Source organism: Bacillus cereus group sp. MYBK15-3, assembly GCF_051916765.1.
GTDB lineage: Bacteria > Bacillota > Bacilli > Bacillales > Bacillaceae_G > Bacillus_A > Bacillus_A cereus.
Window position 1 is genome coordinate 461,563 of the sequence record NZ_JBQAHG010000001.1, and the last position, 21,509, is coordinate 483,071.

Below are 21,509 nucleotides of genomic sequence, written 5' to 3' on the forward strand. Positions count from 1 at the left end.
TTCCCTTCAAAAATTATTTGCTCTTATAGGTTCGTGTTTATGTTTAGCCCATAAATATTTCTGCAGTGAAACTCCAATTACTCCAATAATAACAAGCCCAATCCCTCCATAAACATAGAGTTGAGTTACTCCAAATAAATGCACTAATGGGCCACTCATAGCAGGGGAAATAATTAAAACTGCGTTTGTTAAACTGCTTTGTATACCAAATACTCTTCCTACTTGATCTTGATCGGATTCTATTTGTAATATGACTTGATTAGATACAAGCATCAGCCCACTTCCAATACCAGCGATAAAACTAATTAAATAGGCTAAAACGAAGACCGTACCGGGCGTTATCAAACCAATCCCCCCAAAACCAATTCCCATTAAAACCATACCTCCACATACTACCCAGCCATATTGAAATTGTTTTAATTTCTGAGTTAGTAATGCACCAAGTATTCCGCCAAGACCAATAATAGAAATGATATATCCCATTTTACTTTTATCATGTGGGAATAAGCTCTTAAATAAAGTTGGGAATTGTGAGTCTACTAATTGTAATACTGCCATGGCTATTGTAACGAAAATCATGGTTGATAATATTATCCGATTAGATAACACATAACCCCACCCTTGTACCCAAGCGGTCCAAGTACTTTGTTTTTGCTTTTCAACAAATTCTTTCGATATAGTTTCTTTAAATTTTATTGTGGGTATGAGAACTAAGGTAGCTAATAAACAACTTATAGCTCTTATAATGAGGCAGAACTCTGGTTGAAACCAACTCAGCAACATGCCCCCTATAAGTGGGCCTACTATCTTTGTACCCTGCTCTACTATTCCGTTGATACTTACTGCTTTAGTAAGCAAGTCCGGGGATACAATCTGTCTTGTTAGTGTTTGCTGTGCAGGATAATAGAAAACAATAAAAATGGAACGAATCATTAATGCCACTAAGAGCCAGTGGATATCTTGTACAAATAAAAGAGCAATTGTTATTAAACCAACCATTAGATTACAGAACATCATAATTGGAATTTTTCTAAAACGATCTGCAATAACACCTGCCCATGAGCCAAAAATAATTCCAGGAAGTGCATATGCAACAGGAATCAATCCAATCATAGTAGGATCTACTTCCCATTCAAACCCAACTATAGTCATAATCGCTAACATATCAATAAAAACACCAAGCATAAGCAATGAATAGGCAGAGAAAACTTGTAAATAAACCCTATTTCCTAATAGGCCTTTTGAATCAGTAGTTTTCATAAAAGCAAGCTCCTTAGGTTACTAATATAAACGCTTTTGCGTATAAGGTACCTCTTTATTAAACTTAATTAATCATTATTGACATCTCACCTAGAATTTAACTTCGTCAAAACTCAAACCACTCTTGTTTTTCATATATTTAAAATAGTCAGACAAACGAAAGCGTACCTATTTCTTCATTTTTATATCAACTGTTACAAAATATATCTTTACCTTACACTAATAACAGCTAAACGTTTCCTTAATATAACCCTTTACAGTCGTTTGCACATTCAATTCACATCCTTTTTAAAGTTGGCTTTTTTCTATCTCAAATACTATCACACAAATATTTCACCTACTATATTCATAAAGTTGAAATATTTGAATCAGAAAATTCGGATAAAAAACTAAATCCACAAATCATACCAAACAATTATTTAGTTATATTGTCATTTTATAGATAGCCTTAGCCATAAGGATATCAAGAATTAAGTTTTTTAATTTTATTAACATAATAGTTTATAGAGACTATAAATCCTACTAAACAAAAAAATAAATATACAATAAAGTATATTTATTTTTTCTTATCCTACATATTTTCTATGCAAATTAATTCCAATAACTAAAGTTGATAATAAAAATATAATATTACCAATCACTAATGTACTCATAACAAGAATTGAATAATATAGTATTAATACTTCTGCACCTACTACCTATTTTATTTATTGGATATTTATACTTCAAAAAAAATTACACATCATTTACAATTAGGATACATACCCAAAATATCATTTGAACATGTTATTATATTTTAAGATAATATAAAATCAGTTTTTCTATAAGAGAACTTAATTTTTATGTAGTACGAAATTGTTAGTAATACAGTATATACTAATTTAGTTATAAAAACATTTAAAGACCACCTATTTCCATAAGTGATCTTTCTTTGTGATTCTGTATTTGTGCACTACTGTAGAAATATATCGTAGAAACGCTTTGTTTGCTAAATGTTTAGTTCTTTCCATTTACTAAAAAACATAGCTTCATACACTTAATATCATATTCGTTACATTGCAAACTATTATTTTGTCTTCTGTACAGGCAAACTACTAAAAATCAATTCAGCAACTTTTACATATCCTTTTGAGTTTGGATGAATTAAATCCTTAGACCAAAGCGTATTGTCATTAACTAAATGATGATTCCAAAAATCAACATGATGAAGCTTATACTCTCTGCTCAGTGAATGTATAACTTCATTTGCCTCTAATAATTGTTCTTTTATTTCTTGTTTTTTTTCAGAAGCAAAAGGAAGCCTAACTGTAAAATCAGGAAGGTTTGCTATAATAATATCAGCCCCTGCTTTACTTAATGTATCTATCATAAATTCCATATCGTTCTTATATACATCATGATTCCAACGTCCTTTTAAAACATCGTTTGCCCCTGCAATGAGACTAACCAAATCTGGATTAAAAGTTAACGCCTTTTCCAATTGCTGCAAGCGAATTTCTTCAGTTACTAACCCACGCTTTGCAAAATTGGCATATTCTATATCTTTTTCACACAGTTGAACAAAATGATCTACCCAGCTTTTTAATGCAATTCCCTCAACTTCATCCCCTATCCCCTCTGTAAAACTATCACCAATTGCTACAAATCGCTTCCACATATGTATTCCCCCTTTATTTTTAAACATATCTATACTATACAATAGCTCACACCGTAATTGTTATTTCTAAGTGGTTTTCGATTTCAATTATATTCCACTTTACTATATTTACATTTAGAATCCAAAATTGACCGATTCCCAAGTATACTAAGGAATCGGTCATATTCGTATATTTACTAAAGAAATAAAATCCCTCTAGGACTTATACTTTTTTCAAAAAATTTGTTGTTCTTTGTTTTGCCCAGTTGATACATTTCTTTTCGATTACATGATACGAAACTATAGAAAAAAGTAGTGTCATTGCAATGCACAAAGTAAGAAGAAAAAATTACACCCTGACATTCCAAGCTATCCACATAAGAATCTATAGTGCTTTGAAACCTTTTGTTTCAAACTAATATTTAGTTGTATCCTATAAAATTAGCTTTTTACTATATCAATCGTACGATCCCACATACCACTAAAAAAAGATCCTGTTTTACGTATAAAACGTGTAAGCCAATTTGCTTGTTCCACATCAGATTTTGTTACAAGGTCTATTTGTAATGAATTACCTGATAAGAACCCAGGATCTGTATTATCTTTAGACGAGATAATCATTTTACTAATTGTTACACCTTTTTTAATAGGCGCTTCTTGTTCCGTATTCGATACTTTAAATTCTTTTTTATAAATGTCTTTATTGCCGTTCGGCATTGGAAGTGAAACAGCTTGCTTCGTTTGAACTACTACATCTTTGTCTTTTGCATTTGCCACTCGAACTGTTTCATGTCCTTTTATTACTGAATCTTTTCCGTAGACATTCTTCACTTCAAAATTCGCAAATCCATAATCGTATAATTTCTTTGTTTCATCAAAACGTGCCGTATGAGATTTTGCTTTTATCACTACAGAAATTAGGCGCATACCATTTCTTTCTACTGTACCAGTGAAACAATCTCCCGCTTCTGGAGTCGTTCCTGTTTTCAAACCATCTACACCTTCATATTGCTTAATTAAACCTTTTAACATCCAGTTAAAGTTCGCCATATCAATTGGATATTTACCACCCTCTTGGAATGTTTTTTTAGGAATTTTTGCTGTATTTAATATTTGGGGAAAATCTTGAATAAGACGTTGTGCTAAAATTGCACAATCCCTTGCAGACATTTTATTTTTCTCGTCTAGAGTTGTCCCTTCTAGGTGATATCCTTTTAAATCTTGATTTGTTAAGCCGGTAGAGTTTACAAACTTATAGTCTTTCATACCAAACTCTTTTGACTTATCGTTCATCATTTTTACAAAATTGACCTCTTTACCAGCAATCTGTTCAACTAAAGCAATTGTTGCACCATTTGCAGAGTAAATTGCCATTGCCTCATATAACTCTTTTACCGTATAAGAGCCACCATTTTCTAATGGAACATTTGATAGTGAACGATCTTGCGAAATCTTATGTGCATATTCAGAGATTTTAACTTTTTGATCCCATTTAAGTTTTCCTTTATCCACCGCTTCATGAACTAAGTATTCGCTCATCATTTTTGTCATACTAGCAATTGCCAATGATTCATCTGCATTTTTTTCATATAAAATTTTTCCAGAATTTGCTTCTATTAAAATTGCTGACCCTGCTTCAACGTCTATAGCAGGATCTGTTTCCGCTGCTGCTTTTCCAATTGTAACGACCATGCTACAAAATATTGTAAGCACTGTTACTATTGCAATAACTCTATTGCAAAACATACCTTTCACTTCTGTTACCTCCAATTTCTTTGTACTTAAAAAAAGCGTTATTCTAACATAATCCCGCAAAAAAATAGAAAGTGTTCTCAAATTGTATATACATATAAAACGTTAGAATCGCTTTCATATAGACCATCTCATCCGACATTTTCAGGTGCGCTAATACTTTGTATTCCCACACATATCCTTATTTTTAATCCCCTTATATTTTTCAAAATGATTCACACTTTCATATTTTTTTAGGATTACAGTTAATAGACAATCTAAATAATACATTTGTTCCACATTTACAAAAAATAAAAACTACACCCTATACTGGATGTAGTTTTTCTAACTGATTTATTTATTTTTCACTTCATTTTTATAAAAAGCAAATAATGGTTCGATGGATGGACTAGATAACAGCGGAATTGCCTTCTCAATCAATTTCCTATCCCAATCAAACCAACGCATTTCCATTAACATGTTTATTTCTGTATCAGTGAATCGTTTCTTTATTTCCTTAGCAGGATTTCCACCAACTATTGTATACGGCGGAACATCTTTACTTACGACTGATCCTGCAGCAACAATTGCACCTTCACCAATAGTAACGCCAGGCATTATTATAGCATTCATTCCAATCCAAGCATCACTTTTAATGACTGTATCTCCCTTAGGTTCATATGATTGTTTAATTTGCTCAGCGAATGGATATACTGTAATCCATTCTGAGTGATGATTATGATTACCACCCATTAAAATGACTACCCCGCTTGCTATGCAAACATAATTCCCAATAATGAGTTTGTCAAGGTGCCATCCCATCTGTTCAATTGGATTGAACAGTGCTTGGGACTTAGCATCTCCCCACAAATACCTTACACAGCCATCTTCAAAATTTTGATGACTATAATAGCCTGAATAATAGGAGTACTCTCCTACTTCAATGAGTGGATTTGTTACTATATCTTTTATATACTTTGTTTCTGACCAATGATTAAATAATGGATGCTTCATAACTTTATTCCTCGCTTCTAAGTATTATATATATTGCTATTTACTTAGAAGCTTACTACGACTGCTACATTTTTTAGCTTTCTCAAACGACGAATCATTATCTTCAAGCCTTTCTTTTATACTATAAAAAAGCATAACGCAATACATTACACTAGTCAAATTGTGTAATTTTGAACACATCTTAAACAGCGTAATACTGCAATAGGAACATGAAAACACTCTAACTTTGATACAAATAATATATTGATTACATTTAGTTCATATTTTGTAAAAAAATCTTAATTGCCATGACAAAGCAAACAATAACCACTATTGGTCGTATTAATGCCGTCCCTTTTGTAAGCACCATCTTCGCCCCAATATATGATCCTATTATTTGACCAAGCATCATAATCAATCCAATTGTCCAATCGATTTGGCCAAAAATAATAAAATACAACAAAGCAGCGAAATTACTTGTAAAGTTCAAAATCTTAGCATTTGCAGTCGCCCGTGTAGCACTATATCCACATAAAAGAATGAATGCTAAAGCAATTAAACTACCTGTTCCTGGGCCGAAGAAACCATCATAAAATCCCAGTAACGGAGCCACTGTTAACGCAAACAACAACATACTTATTTTTCTCGGTCGATCTTCGTTTGCTATATTTGGAGATAATAGAAAATAAATGCCAATAAAAACAAGTAAAAAAGGTAATATCATAATTAGATATTCTGCTCGTATCTGTAAAACAAGCCATCCACCGAAAACTGATCCAAAAAAGGTCATTAAGATGGACAAACGCATTTCTTTAAGATTAATTTCTTTCTTCTTAATAAAAAACACTGTTGCCATGAGAGTTCCGCTACTCCCTTGCAGTTTATTAGTTGCTATCGCTACAGAAGGAGACATACCTACTAATAACATTATCGGGATAGTTATCATACCACCGCCTCCAGCAATCGTATCTATCCATCCTGCTAATACAGCTACTAAAAATAGTAGTATGAGTAATTCAATAGTAAAATCCATACAAAGAATATGGGAAGGCTTGAGCTATTATACCCCAAACCTCCCCATCTTCCCTCCTCTCTTTAAACTAGTTAATTAAATCTTTAAAGTAACTTTCTTTCTGATCACGTAATCGGCTGGAAACGTATTGCCTGCAAACAATTCTTCTTCCGTATTTATTATTTCCAATCGGGATTTTATATTCTTCCTCAGATAACCTTTCTCTACCATGAGTTACATTTGTTTGTTTACCATAGTATGAATTTGGGATAATTAATAAATCTTCAGATGTAAGTGGAACCTTATAAGTAGGCGTTGTTCGTAAGAGTTCTAAAAACATGTCAAATTTCAATTTTTCTTCTTCACTTTCTCCTACATAAATCAATCTATTCTCTGCTCCATTTAAACAAGTTGCAATAATATCACCATTATCATCTAAAAATATAATTTGGTTTATTTCCCCTACAAATCCCGATATTTCACCATCAGCCATTCCTGCGATATGAGCAATAGGCATTTTACTTATCGCCAATATGTCATCTTTACTGAAGAAATTTTCTTCAAGATGCTTTTGAAGTAATTTTGGCGTTCCAATATGAGTTTGAGTTTTTAAATTTAACACTCCTTTTAATAAAAGAGCATCAACTCTAGTAAATTTGCCACAAGTAATTTCAGACACTATTCGTTCCACGGATTTATTAAGTCTATTTGATACAATTTTTAAATTTGTATTGAATGTATTCAATCTCGCTTCAATATCTGACTGGTCTTTCATACCTGTATACACTGTGGCATCGTTATGTTGATAAAAATTCCCGCCACCGGTGCTTGCACCGACATTTCGCAAAACTTCATCGTTATTTAAAGGGGAAATGAGATGAAATCTATTTTTCCCTGCATGTTCGGATGGGTGAATTAAAGCATCATAATTAAAAAGTGTGGCAAAAAACCAGGTGACCCATTCTGCATAAAAATATTTTTTCATTCTATCGTGTTCGTCTTCACCATAATTAAAACCTCTGCGATTTTCCCCAGGTAATAGTGTTTCTATAGGATCACATGGAGTATTTTTAATAAGAATAGGCGGTACGTTCCCACCACAATTCGCTATTTTTATCATATGTAGTAGATTTTTCATGTCTGAATTCGGAGTTTTCTTTGAATAGTCAATCAAACAATTAAGCCACTCTTTTGAAAAATATGCTGCTATTTCTTGATCACAAGTATAAGGATTATGAGTTTTTAATTCATTTTCTATCAGATTCTTCATTTTATCCTTCAATAGATTCGGAATAGTAATTTCTTCAATTTCTGTAATCTGCAGTATTCCTTTATTCATTATAAAACCTCCGTTGTTTTATTTTTTACACCCTATCTTCTATTAAACAAACTATCCACTTCTTTTTTACTCCTTTACTTTTCGTCAGAGCTATTAGAATTACCGATTTACAAATAAAAAACATGGAGTATAAGAGATTTCTTCTTAGTTACATTTCCCCCACGAACCTCTATTGAATTGACAAATTTAATTTAAAAATCTGATTCATTTTCATACTTTACTTTCAAACTATGTTTATATGATTTTCAATTCAAGTAAGAGTATTTCATTTTCTAAAGTTTTCCTAATTTTAAAATCAGAATTATCAATACAACTATGTTAACACTAAAAATATAACACGAAACCAAAAAATGTAAATGAATAGTTTTTTTATAAAAAATAGTCAGACTATTTACAAGGTAATTCGTATTCCATTGAACCAACTACGGCCCCTCAATTTTATTGATAACAATAAAAAAGCCCCCTAAATGATAGAGGACTTTTTCCAAGTATATTCTATTTTAAAGTTCTTACTTACCTTTTACTTTAAAAGATATTGCTGTAACTTCTTTATTAACAGTTCCATCCCGTTTGGACTTACAATAATCTTCCCATTCGCTAACGAAATATTGCTGTCTGAAATATCTCCTGTAAGTGCACAAGCTCTTGGAGATTGATATTTTCGTAAAATAATCTGATCCTCTTCTATAAACATTTCAAGAGAATCTTTTTCTACAATTCCTAAACTCCGTCTTATTTCCATTGGAATAACAATACGCCCCATACTATCTGCTTTACGAGTAATTCCTCTTGATTTCATAAAATGCCACCCTTTATATTTATCTAATATTACGGTATTCATTTTAGCAATAAACAACAATTAGGAATAGTTCGTATTACAGTACTTTTTTTAGAAATAAATAACAATTAGGAATAGTTTATGTTAAAATTCTTTCTTGTTTATTCTTGATTTTTAATATATTTTTCCTTGATCATTTTTATATATTGTTTTCTTTCAGTTAGTTCAAATATAAATAATGCTTTTTTTATGTCTGTTAAACCAACTTCATTAGAGTGCTGAACTTTCAATAAAATTGCACCTTTTTCAAAAAACAATTCACCTAATAAGTATAAAGTATTCATATTTATGGCTAATTTTATGCCTATTTCACTATACTTTATTGCTTCTTCATATTGATTTGCAAGGTGTAAACATTTTGTTAACGTATGAATGAGTCTTAATTTGATTTCTTTTTCTCTAGGAAATTCTATCTTATTAAAATTAATTAAACTTTGTTTTAATATATTTATACTTTTCTCATACTCTTCATTTTCTGCATGTATTATAGCAATTGAATTCATTATGCTTATTTCTTTTTCTGATAAAAAGTTAGTACTACTTAAGGTTTGTTTTAGTGCTCTATTTAAAATGTCAAAAGCATTACTTGTTGCTCCATTTACATAATATATAGCAATCGCTTCATGCCATAATAGAAATTGTTTATCTTCTTTTGATTGGAAATTATCATCATTTTTCTCTTTTTTTACTATTTCGTAAAGCTCATTATATTGTTTTTGTTTTACACAATCTCTCATTACACATTTTACATTTTCAATATATTTTATTTTTTTATTTTTGGTTAGTGCGAATATATAATTTGGATCAATACCAAGTCTTTCAGATAATTGATACAACAATATGCTAGATGGATAAATAATACCTTTTTCTATCTTACTAATTTGACTTTGTGAACATATTCCATGACATAATTCAGATTGTGACATGTTTTTTTTCTTTCTAAGTTCTTTAATAATAATACCAAGATTGTAGAATTCCATCTTTCCTCCCTCAAATGTAACACTTTATGAGTATAAGAATATTTTCCAACTTTTAATGTAATGTAAAATTGATATAGTTACAATTACTAATTATATGGATTTATAGTTTCTTTTACAAACTTGTACCACAATACGAGAAATTATTAAAATATGGTTCACTAATAATCAATGTGCGTTTTATTCACCCCCACTGATTATTAGTCCATCCCAGGCAGGCGTTTACAGGGAGTCCGACTTCTTTGCCACATCTAGATTTTGAGGTGGGAGTCTTACTACCCGCAAATAGCCGGATTAAAATAAATATGATTTTTCACCTTTATTTCTTTTAATAGTTTCTTTTGATATTTATATAAATAATTTCGAAGGAGCGTATTTTATGAAAAGAATGTTGACCGAAAGAGAGTTAGAAGTGGCTATTTATGTAGCAAAAGGATATACAGATGCAGAAATTTCCCAAAAAATATATGTTACCCCTCGAAGAATTTCAGCGATAATTAATCATATTAAAGAAAAATGGCATATTAATTCTAGAGTGGAATTAGGTATTTTAGTTTATCATTATGGTTTTATAGATGCACCCTTATTTTCAAATAAAAAAATTCAGATATGTAAAAAGGTTGTACAATAGATAGCGGAATATAACGAGTTTAAATTGCAAATAAAAATAGAAGAGCAGACAAACTTTTATTATTTGGTTTACTCCATCACTTTTTAAATTTCAGACATTAATATAAAAAGGTTAGAGAATTAACTTCTCTAACCTTTTTATATACACTATTAGGTTTCAAACAGTAAAGATGCCCTAATGCTACCATTGATCCTGTTCCCTATTCAACCTTGTATAAACAAAAAAAATCAGATATTACCACTATTCAAAACCAGTTACAATTCTCTCTTTCATTTTCTGTATTACTTCACTGCTCAATACTTTTTGACCAGCAGGAAGTTTTAATATGGCAGCGGCACCTTTACTAAGGTATATTTCTTGATCATTATTTTGATTTACTACCAATATTCCTTGCCCTTCAAATTCGAAATAACTAATATCTTTTGTTTCATTTGTATTATTTTTTATTGCTTTATATAATCCATATAAATCTTTACTTCTATTTTCTCCGCCCGTTCGAATCGGTTCAGTATCATTCGCAACAATTAGTCCTTCTGGCTGCTCACCCTTCATAATAAACCACAGCTTTTCATTTGTTGGTAATAGTAAATTCTTAAATTCAGAGCTATTTAAAATTTGCTGTGCTGGAATTGTTTCATAGATTGGTAACGAAAATGGAGATGTTGTTATTTTTTCAAAACTTAAATTTTCAGAAGAACTTCCCTTACTATATTGATAATCTTTTAATGCGATCGATTGTACTGATTCACTTTTATTTTTTGATGCATAACTAATTTTACTAGCGAAAATAATAACGGTCATTAAGCACATGCACAGTATCACAAGCTTAAGTAGTTTTCCCATTTATGAACCCCCGCTTTTAATATTATTAGTTTGCATGGATATTATAAACAGTTTCACTCCACCAAAAATTATTATTGTTATGGAACGTACTGAAATTATGATTATAATGATCACCATACCAAGGGTCCATGTATGTTATATAATCTGTTCCATTTGTCCCTTTATAAAATCCATCAAGTACTAGAAAGTGTCCGATGTTAGCTCCATTTTGCCACATAATGAGTGCAATCATCGGCTGATTACTATTAATTTGACTTTTGAACCAATCATAAGATTTTGCTCCAGAACTTATAGCTGAGCTAACACCATATCCCGATAATCCATATTGTATTTCACGTGAAGTTGCAGGATTATTATATGATCCACCTTTAACATACCTAACGTACTGATCTTGTGAAGGAGTTTTCCCAAAATAATTTAAAACTGAAACCGAAGTGCCTGCCCAACACCAATTTGATCTTTCTTGTAATATGTTAGGTACAGATAATTTACGGTCTGTTGGTGTACTTGGGGGATTTCCATTAATATACGCTGACGTTACATATACTTTTTTTTCATCTTTAAAATAATAAAACCAACGATTATCTAAATTTCCTGTCCAGTAATCTTTAACCGCTTCACCATACTCCCATCCTTTAAAAGATACTTTTGTATTTCCGGGAATCACATCTACAATATTTGCATTTAAACTTTTTGCCTCTCTAACATTTACATTCAATGGAGCTGTTGTTCCTGAAAATTCAACTTCTTCTGCTATTATTTTCTGAACACCAATAAAACTAAATGTGAAAAACAATAAAAACATACAAACAATAAAATGATTTCTTCCCTTCATTTCTCCACCTCTTTATCAGTACTAAAAAACATCAACAATTCATCCTTATTAATTGTTCAAGCTTAATATTACATACTAACGAAAAATGACTTCTCATAAAGTGAAACTTTAATCAGTAGTGGTTTTATTCATCCCCCACTGATTATTAGTTGAACCAATCGTGCTGCCCGGCAAATAGTGGGATAAATTCCAATATAAAAAAGGAGCCTATAAATTTTTATAGACTCCTTTTTATTTCGTCGTTATTACTTAGCTAATTCTTTCGTACCCTTCATTACATCAATGAAGAATCCCCAGTTATTCACTACAGAAGAGATACTGATATGTTCATCTGGAGTGTGGACGTTGAAAATGTCTGGTCCGAATGAAATTGCATCTAATTCAGGCATCTTTTGAACGAATGCACTACACTCAATCCCCGCATGTACAGCGAAGATTTCAATTTCTTTATTGTATTTTTCTTGATGTACTTTTTCAAATAAATTACGAATTTGTGAGTTTGGATTGTATGGCCATTCTGGATACTCTGACTCTATTTCAAATGTAGCACCAACTAATTCAGCAATATATTTGATTTCTTCTGCAACATGTTGTTTTAAACTACTTACAGAACTTCGCACTTCGTTACGTAATTTAATTTCATCTTGCAACGTTTCAATAACGCCTAAATTTGTTGAACTTTCTACAAGACCTTTAATATCCATGCTCATACTTTGAATGCCATTTGGAATTAAGAATAATGATGAAATAAGCTGCTTTTGTGTCTCTTTAGCAAATACTTTTTCAACTTTTTCATCCAATTTTGTCAGTGTAACATGAACATCTGGATCAACAGCACGCATTTCTTCTTGTAATACACGTGTCCATGATTCTAGTTTTTCTTCTACTTGTCCTACATCTTCTGTACGAATTAAAATTGTAGCTACACTTTCACGCGGAATTGCATTCGTTTTTAATCCGCCGTGAACTTCACTTATGTAAAACTCCGTATGTACTGATAAATCACGTAATACTCGTCCTAATACTTTGTTCGCATTACCGCGTTGTTTATCAATTTCCATACCAGAATGGCCGCCTTTTAGACCACCAACATATATACGGTATGCATCCATATTCGCTGGCGTTTCATCCCAAATTACTTGAATTGTTTCAACAGCTTTCGCACCACCTGCACTACTTACAAGTAATTTATGATCTTCTTCAGAATCAATATTTATAAATATCTTTCCTTCAAAATGATTTGGATCAATAGCAAAAGCTCCGCCCATTGTCGTTTCTTCTTCAGTAGTGATAACGACTTCAAGTGCTGGATGCGGAATTTCTTTTGAATCTAATAAAGCTAATGCATACGCAACTGCAATACCATTATCAGCACCTAAAGTTGTTTGATTTGCATATAACATGTCCCCAATGATTCGTAATTCAATTGGATCTTTTTCAAAATCATGTACTGTTGCTTGATTTTTTTCGCAAACCATATCCATATGACCTTGAATAATAATAGCTGGTACATTTTCATAACCAGCTGTTGCTTCTTTTTTAATAATGACATTTAATGCTTCATCTTGAATGACTTCTAAGTTACGCTCTTTTGCAAAGCCCACTAAATAATCACTAATTTCCTTTTCATTACCTGATCCTCTAGGAATCTTTGAAATTTCTGCAAAATGAAAAAATACAGGGTGCTTTGTTAATTGTTCTAAAGTAGAATACATTTTTCAAGCTCCTCTCAAAATGAAAAAATAATATGTAAGTCTCATATCATTATACCATGATTCATTATTTTATCTTTCTTTTAACTTTTATTGTTCATTTTATGTACAACACTCTTACAACATTGTAAGGGCGTTGTAATCTACATCGATTTTTCTCATTTAATAATAGTCGTATACTTTTTAAAGAAACACATTAAAGGAGATAAAGAAAATGAAAAAGTTTTTAGCAATTATTACACTATGTTTATTATTTTTTAGTTTTACTATTGGCTGTGAGAGAGCGTCACTAAATAGAATTGGTAAAGATGTATATTACATGCAGATAAAAGGCGAAGGAACTATCGAAAAAGTAGATCATAGAAACTTACGAAACTATACGCTGTCCGCATATGATGAAGATGGCGTCAAAAAACAAATTACATTTAGAAGTACAAAAAAAGAAAACAATCATAAATTAAATGAAGACGCGTTTTTACGCCTTTATGTAGATCAAGATGATAATAGCAACAATGAAATATCATCAATTGAAGTAAAGTCCTATGAAGAGATTCAGAAAACAGATTTACCTAAAAAAGTAAAAGATAAGTTTACTATTAAATAAAAAACAAAAGAAAATGCTCTATGCATTTTCTTTTGTTCTTTTCACCTGTATATATTTTGAACTACTATTATTCATCAGTTTCTCTAACCGATTTATATTCTCCGTTAATGCACCTTTTACAAGAGAGAAATCTGTATTGGATTCTTCTTTTTTTTCTTTAAAAAACGAAGACTTTTGTACATTGACTTCAGCCATCTCTTCTCCCCCTTTTCAAAAAGATACAACCTTTTATTTATATTATATAGCAAATGTAGAAAGAGTGTACACTTATGATTTTCTTTTTAATTCTTCTTCTAATTCTTCTACTTGCTGCAACGTATCCCCTTTTATTAAAGAGAAATCTGTTGTATCTTCGTTATCTTCTTTAAAAAAATCATTGTCATAATCTTTTACCACTACAATCACCTCTACATGCTAGTGTAGGAATGATTGTCCAATTTTATTCAACTTTGTCGGATTTTGTTTTTAATTTATGTATAGAAGAAAAGGACAGAAAAAGATTCTGTCCTTATTTACTAAAATAACTATGATGTATTGTTAAATTATATACATTTTCAAAATCCCGATCTTGCAGGTTATTTTTCTTTCCATCAATAACAATGAAAACGTCACTTACTATTTTTGCTGGTATAATCCCGACATTTTCTACTTGCACCGCTTTCTGCTCATTCAATTGCTCGATATGTTCTAACGGGACGATAATACTAAATTGTGAGCGAATACCACGAAAGTTTGTATTTAATTCCTTCGCAGCTTCAAAAACAACAATTTTCGCGCCAATCTTTTCCCCATATGAATCTAAAAATGCATTTAAGCTCTTTGTATATTCCTCTTCCGTATGCCATTCCATCGTACCGAATACTGCTGGATTAACATTTTGAATAATTGTCGTGTATATTTCTCCTCTTGCTTTAGATGCAATTAATGATCGTTTTATGGATTGAACTGTCTTGCCAATATCGCTAAATTTTGCACCCCATATTTCTGAAATATTAGGCGTTAAAATGAACGCAATATCAACAAAAATAACCATTGCAGTAAACATTAAAAGATTTTTCCAGAGGGTTAAATCGATTCCTTTTATCATGAAATACACGGTGACAGATATGATAAACAAACCATACCAAGTCTTTCTAATACGTTGCTTCTTCTCCTCGTACAACTCTTCATTTTTCCAATAAAAGAAAACAAGGACTACAAAGACAATCGCTAAAACAAATAAGCCAATTCGAATGTTAGAGATCATTAATCACATCACCCTCCATTCAAAAACTACTCACGATATCATTACATGCGCAAGCTGCTCTCTTTATGACAAAAGACGTGGACAAGCTTCTAAAATTAGCTACATCGCATATATATTAGAAGGTACCACGTCTTTTATCCTGCTATTTGTGGGCAGTAAGACCCCACTGATTAAAATTTCACTTTACCATGAGTCTATATTGTATATGTAGACAAGCATTCATTTCAAATTTTCGTATTAAAAAGAAATATGTTTCGGAATTTCCCCTTCAGGTACTTCTCCATCCATACTTAAATAATAATGACGAATCGGACGTAAGTTTTCGTCTAATTCATAAACAAGCGGAATGCTAGTTGGAATATTTAATGAAACTACACCATCACTTGAAAGGTTGTCTAAATATTTTACTAGCGAGCGAATTGTGTTACCGTGTGATGAAATAATTACTTTATTACCACTTTTTAATGTCGGCGCAATTTCTGAATGCCAATAAGCAAGTACTCTCTTCTCCGTATCCTCTAAACATTCAGTAAATGGAAATTCACCTTTTTTGAGTGTTTTATATCTTGGATCGGTCGCTTCATATCGAGGATCGTCTTCAGTAAGAGCCGGTGGTCTTACATCAACACTTCTTCTCCAAATATGAACTTGCTCCTCACCATATTTTTGAGCAGTTTCATCTTTATTCAACCCTTGCAATGCACCATAATGTCTTTCATTTAGCTTCCAAGATTTATGTATTGGGACCCAAGTAAGATCCATCTCATGAAGTACAATCCATAACGTCCGAATTGCGCGTTTTAATACAGATGTATAAGCCACATCAAAAGTATATCCGTTTTTCTTTAATATTGCTCCTGCTTCTCTCGCTTCACTTAATCCATTCTCTGATAGATCAACATCTGTCCATCCAGTAAAGCGATTTTCAAGATTCCATAAACTTTGTCCGTGACGAATAAGTACAAGTTTTATCATTATAATTCCCCTTTCGGAAATGTGAATTTTATTGTTCCATTACGTACACGTATAAAGTATCTAGTAATGTATCTTTTTATCCATTCACTCTATGACCAATCGATAGTTGCCAAATGTATGGATAAAATTTGTTCTTTTTCAAACGATAAAAACAGAAGTTTTTTCATTATTTTTGATCGACTGGTATTTCACGTTTCGATATCCAAGCATCAAAACCTGATCGGCTATTTGCCATTTCATTCATAACTTGGTGCCAATTGTCCTCACATGATTCACCAAATTTTGAAAAAATAGCACCCATTTGTTGTCTTTGTACATCACTCAGTTTTTTCTCTAAATCTGTACCTTTTTCTGTTAAAGACAACTGTTTCACACGTCGATCATGCATAGCTTCATTACTCTCAATTAAGCCCTTTTCCACAAGTTGACGTAGCGGTCCGTGGAGCGCTTGCTTACTTATTTCTAATAGTGATAATAACTCATTTACACTTATCCCTGGAAAACGTGCGATAAAAAATAAAATTCGATGATGTACTCGTTGAATGCCATATTCTTTTATAATTTCATCTGGCTTTTCAGTAAATGTTTTATATGCAAAATAAAATAATGCTAATGCCTCATTCATCTGTTCTTCTTTATGTTGTGTCATCTACTTTCCCCCTGTATGTAAATTATACCACAATCTAGTAATGAATATTTTAATCAACGCATTAGAACTTGTTCAGTCTATTGAAACATTCATTGCATAATTAGGAGATGATTCATTTGAAAAAACAATATACTGTAAGTACATATTTATTGGATAGACTACACGAATTAGGAATTGAACATATATTTGGGGTTCCTGGTGATTATAATCTTGCCTTTTTAGATGATGTGGTAGCACATAAAAATTTAAAGTGGATTGGCAATTGTAATGAATTAAATGCTGCATATGCAGCAGATGGGTACGCTCGCATAAAAGGAATCGCCGCTCTTATTACTACTTTCGGTGTTGGAGAATTAAGCGCTATTAACGGTATTGCTGGCTCATATGCGGAAAACGTGCCAGTTATAAAAATTACAGGTACACCACCAACAAAAGTAATGGAAAATGGAGCAATCGTCCATCATACGTTAGGAGATGGAAAGTTCGATCACTTTTCCAATATGTATCGAGAAATCACTATAGCACAAACAAATGTAACACCTGAGCATGCTGCTGAGGAAATTGACCGTGTTTTACGTGCATGTTGGAATGAAAAACGCCCTGTTCATATTAATTTGCCGATTGATGTGTATAATAAACCAATTAATAAACCGACAGAACCTATTATAAATAAACCTATTTTAAGTAATAAAGAAGCATTAAATAAAATGCTTCTACATGCCATTTCAAAAATAAATAGTGCCAAAAAACCTGTTATTTTAGCTGATTTTGAAGTAGATCGATTTCATGCTAAAGAAAGTTTACATCAATTCGTAGAAAAAACTGGGTTTCCCATCGCGACGTTCAGTATGGGAAAAGGAATATTCCCAGAAAAACACCCTCAATTTATAGGTGTTTATACTGGTGATGTAAGTTCGCCGTACTTGCGAAAAAGAATTGATGAATCTGATTGTATTATTAGTATTGGTGTGAAGTTAACTGATACTATTACAGGCGGCTTCACACAAGGTTTTACAAAAGAACAAGTTATAGAAATCCATCCCTACACTGTGAAAATTATAGATAAAAAATACGGTCCAGTTGTAATGCAGGATGTTTTACAACATTTAAGTGATTCAATTGAGCATCGTAATAAAGATACCCTTGACGTTAAGCCATTTATTTTAGAATCATCACCTTTTACTGAAGAGTTCAATCCAAAAGCACAAATGGTCACACAAAAACGTTTTTGGCAGCAAATGTACCATTTCTTACAAGAAAACGACGTCTTAGTTGTAGAGCAAGGAACACCTTTCTTTGGTAGTGCCGCTATCCCTCTACCTAATAACACTGCATATGTAGGTCAACCGTTATGGGGATCTATCGGATATACACTGCCCGCTCTACTTGGTACACAGCTCGCCAATTTATCACGGCGCAACATTTTAATTATTGGTGATGGTTCTTTCCAAGTAACTGCCCAAGAGTTATCAACTATACTACGTCAAAATTTAAAACCGATTATATTTTTAATCAATAACAACGGATACACTGTTGAACGTGCCATTCACGGCCAAAACCAACTTTATAATGACATACAGATGTGGGATTACAATAAACTATCAATGGTATTTGGATCCGAAGAAAAAAGTCTAACATTTAAAGTAGAAAATGAAGCAGAATTAGCAGAAGTCTTAACAAATATAACTTTTAATAAGAATCAACTTATCTTTATTGAAGTTATAATGAGCCAAAGCGATCAACCTGAATTGTTAGCTAAACTCGGGAAAAGATTCGGTCAGCAAAATTCTTAATATAAAAGCATAACCTAATTATACAACTAGTAGTGTAAAACTTGTTTTGAGAATAGTTTCGACACTCAAAATACATAAGGAAAAGGATGGAAAGTACCATCCTTTTCTATTTTAAGAGCCTTCTTCGACTAACGCCCCGTGCGACAAGCAAAAATTCTTAATCCATCTTTAATTTTATAGCTTTTGTCGCAATAAATGTTTTAATATGCTTATCCAATATCCTTGTTCCACCAAAATCATCCTCATAAAAACCTGTTATAGCAAAACCAGCATCAATTTGGCCTTGGATTTGGTCTTCTAAAGTATGCGCATATTCTATTGTTTGATTTGAATCGATGTAATCTTGAACTTCATCCTGTGGTAAATAATCCAATGTTGATGAAGGAATTGAATGTTTAACATCCAGAATACCTTTTTGCTCTTGGTTATCATCAAAAATCCATAGTAACGGATTTGTAAATCCAGCAATAAGAACACCTTTATTCTTTAAAACCCTAGAAACTTCATTCCATACAAGATGAACATCTTTTACAAACAAATAAGCTACGCTTTTTCTTTTTTATTCAGCAAGAGTTAACTGCCAAGATACACCATACTTATCATTTAACCAGCCAAACTTTTTACTAAACGGATAGGAACCTAAAGGCATAAGAATTGCTCCATCCTGCGCTAGTTTATGAAAGACCGTATCAATTTCTTCTTCTGTCTCACAAGTTACATAAAGAGACATAGCTGGAGTGAATGTAAAATTATGATTTACATAACTATCAATACACATAAACTCTTGGCCATTTAGCGTAAAAGTTGCATGAATTACAGTTCCCTCTTTACCAGGTCCATTTTCATCGTAGCGAGAAATACTTACAATTTCCGATTGATCAAATAGCGACGTATAAAAATTCATTGCTTCCTCAGCTTTGCCTTCAAACATTAAAAACGTAGTAATTTTTTGATTTGTGTTACTCATATGGAGACAGCCCCTTGTTATGTATTTATGTAAAACATACGTCAACAAAACCAAACGTACGTTCCTTTTAATATATTGTCTATAAAAACGATGAGTTTGTCAATTATCTACTTTATTATTTCTTCTTAAATAATGCTGTCCAAAGAAATGATTCTCCAAACATTTCATTCGGTTGTTTCATTTGTTTCATCCTTCTAATCTCAATTACCTCAAATTCTTTAAATATCTCTCTTAACTTTTCTTCCGAGTATGCAAGACCACCTTGTAGACTCCACCCTCTATATACATCCCAATCTGTTATTTCTGATCCATTTCGCTCATCTAAATCGCCTGCCGCAAAACATGTTAATCCGAAATAACCACCCGATTTTAATGAGTTTTTAATTAAATCCACATAATTTATTCTTCTATGCGGTGGAATGTGATGCAAACAGCCCGAATCGTATACAAAATCAAACTCGTTTTGAACCTCTAAATTAAAAATTGAATCACAAATAAAATGAATTGCTACCTCTTTTGCCAATGCCCTTTCTTTAGCCCAATTAATGCCTTCTACAGATAAATCCACTGCTGTTACATCAAATCCTTGAGTCGCTAAATAAATGGCATTTCTACCTGGACCACACCCAAGTTCTAATACTTTCCCTTTTGAAACTCTCTCTTTTTGTATATACGAAACTAGGTTCTCATCTGGAACATTTTCAAAAAATGGAACATCCTTTTCTCTATTCTCATAAAATTCATTCCAAAATGGTTCTGCAGGTCTTAATAATGAATCAAGCATTTTTAAAATGTCTTCTTGTGTGTGTAACGTTTCATTTTTCATTAATACCCCTCCACAAATTAATAGTCAGAAAATTATTATATATCTTTTTGAACTTTCAAACAAAGGAAAAACTCCTACTATTTGTATTGACTTACTTATCCTATACTTTGAAAATGAATCTATTAATACAGCGATGAATTGGAGTTCTACCGACCCAATAATTTTTTTACTGATATTAACAGCTTGGACCTTTATTGGTGGCCTTATAGGAATGAATACGCCAACTACTGCGAAAACAACGATTAGAAGTATAATTACAATCCCACTTACATTGTTCTTACTTTTGTACTTAATATTAATAGTGTGTTTTTAGTATCTTTAATCGCATCGTAATTATTAAATTCATTTTTTTGATTTAAATAGAATAAAACTCAATATTCCGTTAATACTGTATATGACATTAGATTTTCTCCTTGTTCCCCCTTGGAGAACCGAGCAGTTAGCGTTTGCTAGCTGCTCTTTTATTTTCTGCAATTGGTTACACTTACCTGATGTTTTTAGCGTAATATTAAGTTAAGATATATAAGAATAAAATATATTTGGCTGTTATACCATTACCCTAGGAAACTAGGGTTTTAATTTCCATAAAATTAAATTTTTGTTAAAAATAATATACTTACCAAATATTGTTTTTGTTTAAAA

21 protein-coding genes and 2 pseudogenes are annotated in these 21,509 nt (G+C 31.8%); 3 read left to right on the top strand and 20 right to left on the bottom strand.

Annotated features, from left to right (window positions below):
- Window positions 1–6: 6 nt before the first annotated feature.
- The 9 genes and pseudogenes from ACTFR8_RS02330 to ACTFR8_RS02370 form a co-directional block, all read right to left on the bottom strand.
- Window positions 7–1,260: an MFS transporter gene (locus tag ACTFR8_RS02330; protein WP_000858613.1), complete on the bottom strand. Its 1,254-nt coding sequence runs from the start codon at window positions 1,258–1,260 to the stop codon at window positions 7–9.
- 1,066 nt (window positions 1,261–2,326) lie between these two features.
- Window positions 2,327–2,917 (bottom strand): SGNH/GDSL hydrolase family protein, encoded by a 591-nt coding sequence (locus tag ACTFR8_RS02335; RefSeq protein ID WP_003313192.1) that lies wholly within the window; start codon window positions 2,915–2,917, stop codon window positions 2,327–2,329.
- Window positions 2,918–3,119: 202 nt separating this feature from the next.
- Window positions 3,120–3,245, bottom strand: a pseudogene (locus ACTFR8_RS02340) (acyltransferase family protein); the annotation flags it as partial.
- 92 nt (window positions 3,246–3,337) lie between these two features.
- The gene (locus ACTFR8_RS02345) at window positions 3,338–4,651 is read right to left on the bottom strand and encodes a D-alanyl-D-alanine carboxypeptidase family protein (RefSeq protein WP_069604943.1); all 1,314 of its coding nucleotides are present in this window, start codon (window positions 4,649–4,651) and stop codon (window positions 3,338–3,340) included.
- A gap of 330 nt (window positions 4,652–4,981) precedes the next feature.
- The gene (locus ACTFR8_RS02350) at window positions 4,982–5,641 is read right to left on the bottom strand and encodes a CatB-related O-acetyltransferase (protein ID WP_000682538.1); all 660 of its coding nucleotides are present in this window, start codon (window positions 5,639–5,641) and stop codon (window positions 4,982–4,984) included.
- 253 nt (window positions 5,642–5,894) lie between these two features.
- On the bottom strand, window positions 5,895–6,653 hold the full coding sequence (locus ACTFR8_RS02355; RefSeq protein WP_000347986.1) for a TSUP family transporter: 759 nt from the start codon (window positions 6,651–6,653) through the stop codon (window positions 5,895–5,897).
- 67 nt (window positions 6,654–6,720) lie between these two features.
- Window positions 6,721–7,971: a hypothetical protein gene (locus ACTFR8_RS02360; protein WP_074595795.1), complete on the bottom strand. Its 1,251-nt coding sequence runs from the start codon at window positions 7,969–7,971 to the stop codon at window positions 6,721–6,723.
- 520 nt (window positions 7,972–8,491) lie between these two features.
- Window positions 8,492–8,770, bottom strand: a complete 279-nt coding sequence (locus ACTFR8_RS02365) for an AbrB/MazE/SpoVT family DNA-binding domain-containing protein (protein WP_000842216.1) — start codon at window positions 8,768–8,770, stop codon at window positions 8,492–8,494.
- Between the two features lie 140 nt (window positions 8,771–8,910).
- Window positions 8,911–9,789, bottom strand: coding sequence for a helix-turn-helix domain-containing protein (locus ACTFR8_RS02370; RefSeq protein WP_000397983.1), 879 nt, complete (start codon window positions 9,787–9,789; stop codon window positions 8,911–8,913).
- A gap of 376 nt (window positions 9,790–10,165) precedes the next feature.
- Between ACTFR8_RS02370 and ACTFR8_RS02375 the strand changes: the two genes are divergently transcribed.
- Window positions 10,166–10,417: a response regulator transcription factor gene (locus ACTFR8_RS02375; RefSeq protein WP_030025648.1), complete on the top strand. Its 252-nt coding sequence runs from the start codon at window positions 10,166–10,168 to the stop codon at window positions 10,415–10,417.
- A gap of 240 nt (window positions 10,418–10,657) precedes the next feature.
- Here the strand turns inward: ACTFR8_RS02375 and ACTFR8_RS02380 are convergent, their stop codons facing one another.
- From ACTFR8_RS02380 to pepD, 3 genes are all read right to left on the bottom strand, one after another.
- Window positions 10,658–11,260, bottom strand: a complete 603-nt coding sequence (locus ACTFR8_RS02380) for a hypothetical protein (RefSeq protein ID WP_000517260.1) — start codon at window positions 11,258–11,260, stop codon at window positions 10,658–10,660.
- A 25-nt stretch (window positions 11,261–11,285) separates the two neighbouring features.
- Window positions 11,286–12,095 (bottom strand): papain-like cysteine protease family protein, encoded by an 810-nt coding sequence (locus ACTFR8_RS02385; RefSeq protein WP_044584465.1) that lies wholly within the window; start codon window positions 12,093–12,095, stop codon window positions 11,286–11,288.
- Between the two features lie 245 nt (window positions 12,096–12,340).
- Window positions 12,341–13,810, bottom strand: a complete 1,470-nt coding sequence (pepD, locus tag ACTFR8_RS02390) for a beta-Ala-His dipeptidase (protein WP_000287515.1) — start codon at window positions 13,808–13,810, stop codon at window positions 12,341–12,343.
- Window positions 13,811–14,021: 211 nt separating this feature from the next.
- On the opposite strand from pepD, the gene ACTFR8_RS02395 reads away from it, so the two are divergent.
- Window positions 14,022–14,411 carry a YxeA family protein gene (locus tag ACTFR8_RS02395; RefSeq protein WP_000713866.1) on the top strand — a complete coding sequence of 130 codons (390 nt, stop codon included), beginning with the start codon at window positions 14,022–14,024 and terminating at the stop codon, window positions 14,409–14,411.
- A gap of 18 nt (window positions 14,412–14,429) precedes the next feature.
- On the opposite strand, the gene spoIISB is transcribed toward ACTFR8_RS02395, so the two are convergent.
- The 5 genes from spoIISB to ACTFR8_RS02420 all read right to left on the bottom strand — a co-directional run bounded on the left by spoIISB (window position 14,430) and on the right by ACTFR8_RS02420 (window position 17,281).
- The gene (gene spoIISB, locus ACTFR8_RS02400; RefSeq protein WP_000852629.1) at window positions 14,430–14,606 is read right to left on the bottom strand and encodes a stage II sporulation protein SB; all 177 of its coding nucleotides are present in this window, start codon (window positions 14,604–14,606) and stop codon (window positions 14,430–14,432) included.
- A 72-nt stretch (window positions 14,607–14,678) separates the two neighbouring features.
- Window positions 14,679–14,807 (bottom strand): hypothetical protein, encoded by a 129-nt coding sequence (locus ACTFR8_RS02405; protein ID WP_000237818.1) that lies wholly within the window; start codon window positions 14,805–14,807, stop codon window positions 14,679–14,681.
- Window positions 14,808–14,919: 112 nt separating this feature from the next.
- On the bottom strand, window positions 14,920–15,657 hold the full coding sequence (locus ACTFR8_RS02410; protein ID WP_000624977.1) for a type II toxin-antitoxin system SpoIISA family toxin: 738 nt from the start codon (window positions 15,655–15,657) through the stop codon (window positions 14,920–14,922).
- 237 nt (window positions 15,658–15,894) lie between these two features.
- Entirely contained in the window at window positions 15,895–16,632 is a 738-nt protein-coding gene (gene gpmA / locus ACTFR8_RS02415; RefSeq protein WP_000594150.1) for a 2,3-diphosphoglycerate-dependent phosphoglycerate mutase, read from the bottom strand.
- 166 nt (window positions 16,633–16,798) lie between these two features.
- A complete protein-coding gene (locus tag ACTFR8_RS02420; protein WP_000191888.1) occupies window positions 16,799–17,281 on the bottom strand; it encodes a MarR family winged helix-turn-helix transcriptional regulator in 483 nt (160 codons plus the stop codon).
- Between the two features lie 107 nt (window positions 17,282–17,388).
- On the opposite strand from ACTFR8_RS02420, the gene ACTFR8_RS02425 reads away from it, so the two are divergent.
- The gene (locus ACTFR8_RS02425) at window positions 17,389–19,074 is read left to right on the top strand and encodes an alpha-keto acid decarboxylase family protein (protein ID WP_033689678.1); all 1,686 of its coding nucleotides are present in this window, start codon (window positions 17,389–17,391) and stop codon (window positions 19,072–19,074) included.
- 157 nt (window positions 19,075–19,231) lie between these two features.
- On the opposite strand, the pseudogene ACTFR8_RS02430 reads toward ACTFR8_RS02425, so the two are convergent.
- From ACTFR8_RS02430 to ACTFR8_RS02440, 3 genes and pseudogenes are all read right to left on the bottom strand, one after another.
- Window positions 19,232–19,621, bottom strand: a pseudogene (locus ACTFR8_RS02430) (SAM-dependent methyltransferase); the annotation flags it as partial.
- A gap of 12 nt (window positions 19,622–19,633) precedes the next feature.
- The gene (locus ACTFR8_RS02435) at window positions 19,634–20,041 is read right to left on the bottom strand and encodes a VOC family protein (protein WP_000072493.1); all 408 of its coding nucleotides are present in this window, start codon (window positions 20,039–20,041) and stop codon (window positions 19,634–19,636) included.
- A 115-nt stretch (window positions 20,042–20,156) separates the two neighbouring features.
- Window positions 20,157–20,867 (bottom strand): class I SAM-dependent methyltransferase, encoded by a 711-nt coding sequence (locus tag ACTFR8_RS02440; RefSeq protein WP_025966196.1) that lies wholly within the window; start codon window positions 20,865–20,867, stop codon window positions 20,157–20,159.
- Window positions 20,868–21,509: the final 642 nt, after the last annotated feature.

Bases quoted from the DNA above. Each gene is read 5' to 3' on its own strand.
- ACTFR8_RS02360 (WP_074595795.1), bottom strand. From the start codon at position 7,971: ATGAATAAAGGAATACTGCAGATTACAGAAATTGAAGAAATTACTATT.
- ACTFR8_RS02335 (WP_003313192.1), bottom strand. From the start codon at position 2,917: ATGTGGAAGCGATTTGTAGCAATTGGTGATAGTTTTACAGAGGGGATA.
- gpmA (WP_000594150.1), bottom strand. From the start codon at position 16,632: ATGATAAAACTTGTACTTATTCGTCACGGACAAAGTTTATGGAATCTT.
- ACTFR8_RS02420 (WP_000191888.1), bottom strand. From the start codon at position 17,281: ATGACACAACATAAAGAAGAACAGATGAATGAGGCATTAGCATTATTT.
- ACTFR8_RS02435 (WP_000072493.1), bottom strand. From the start codon at position 20,041: ATGAGTAACACAAATCAAAAAATTACTACGTTTTTAATGTTTGAAGGC.
- ACTFR8_RS02375 (WP_030025648.1), top strand. From the start codon at position 10,166: ATGAAAAGAATGTTGACCGAAAGAGAGTTAGAAGTGGCTATTTATGTA.
- ACTFR8_RS02440 (WP_025966196.1), bottom strand. From the start codon at position 20,867: ATGAAAAATGAAACGTTACACACACAAGAAGACATTTTAAAAATGCTT.
- ACTFR8_RS02370 (WP_000397983.1), bottom strand. From the start codon at position 9,789: ATGGAATTCTACAATCTTGGTATTATTATTAAAGAACTTAGAAAGAAA.
- ACTFR8_RS02380 (WP_000517260.1), bottom strand. From the start codon at position 11,260: ATGGGAAAACTACTTAAGCTTGTGATACTGTGCATGTGCTTAATGACC.
- ACTFR8_RS02350 (WP_000682538.1), bottom strand. From the start codon at position 5,641: ATGAAGCATCCATTATTTAATCATTGGTCAGAAACAAAGTATATAAAA.
- ACTFR8_RS02365 (WP_000842216.1), bottom strand. From the start codon at position 8,770: ATGAAATCAAGAGGAATTACTCGTAAAGCAGATAGTATGGGGCGTATT.
- spoIISB (WP_000852629.1), bottom strand. From the start codon at position 14,606: ATGGCTGAAGTCAATGTACAAAAGTCTTCGTTTTTTAAAGAAAAAAAA.
- ACTFR8_RS02385 (WP_044584465.1), bottom strand. From the start codon at position 12,095: ATGAAGGGAAGAAATCATTTTATTGTTTGTATGTTTTTATTGTTTTTC.
- pepD (WP_000287515.1), bottom strand. From the start codon at position 13,810: ATGTATTCTACTTTAGAACAATTAACAAAGCACCCTGTATTTTTTCAT.
- ACTFR8_RS02395 (WP_000713866.1), top strand. From the start codon at position 14,022: ATGAAAAAGTTTTTAGCAATTATTACACTATGTTTATTATTTTTTAGT.
- ACTFR8_RS02410 (WP_000624977.1), bottom strand. From the start codon at position 15,657: ATGATCTCTAACATTCGAATTGGCTTATTTGTTTTAGCGATTGTCTTT.
- ACTFR8_RS02425 (WP_033689678.1), top strand. From the start codon at position 17,389: ATGATTCATTTGAAAAAACAATATACTGTAAGTACATATTTATTGGAT.
- ACTFR8_RS02355 (WP_000347986.1), bottom strand. From the start codon at position 6,653: ATGGATTTTACTATTGAATTACTCATACTACTATTTTTAGTAGCTGTA.
- ACTFR8_RS02330 (WP_000858613.1), bottom strand. From the start codon at position 1,260: ATGAAAACTACTGATTCAAAAGGCCTATTAGGAAATAGGGTTTATTTA.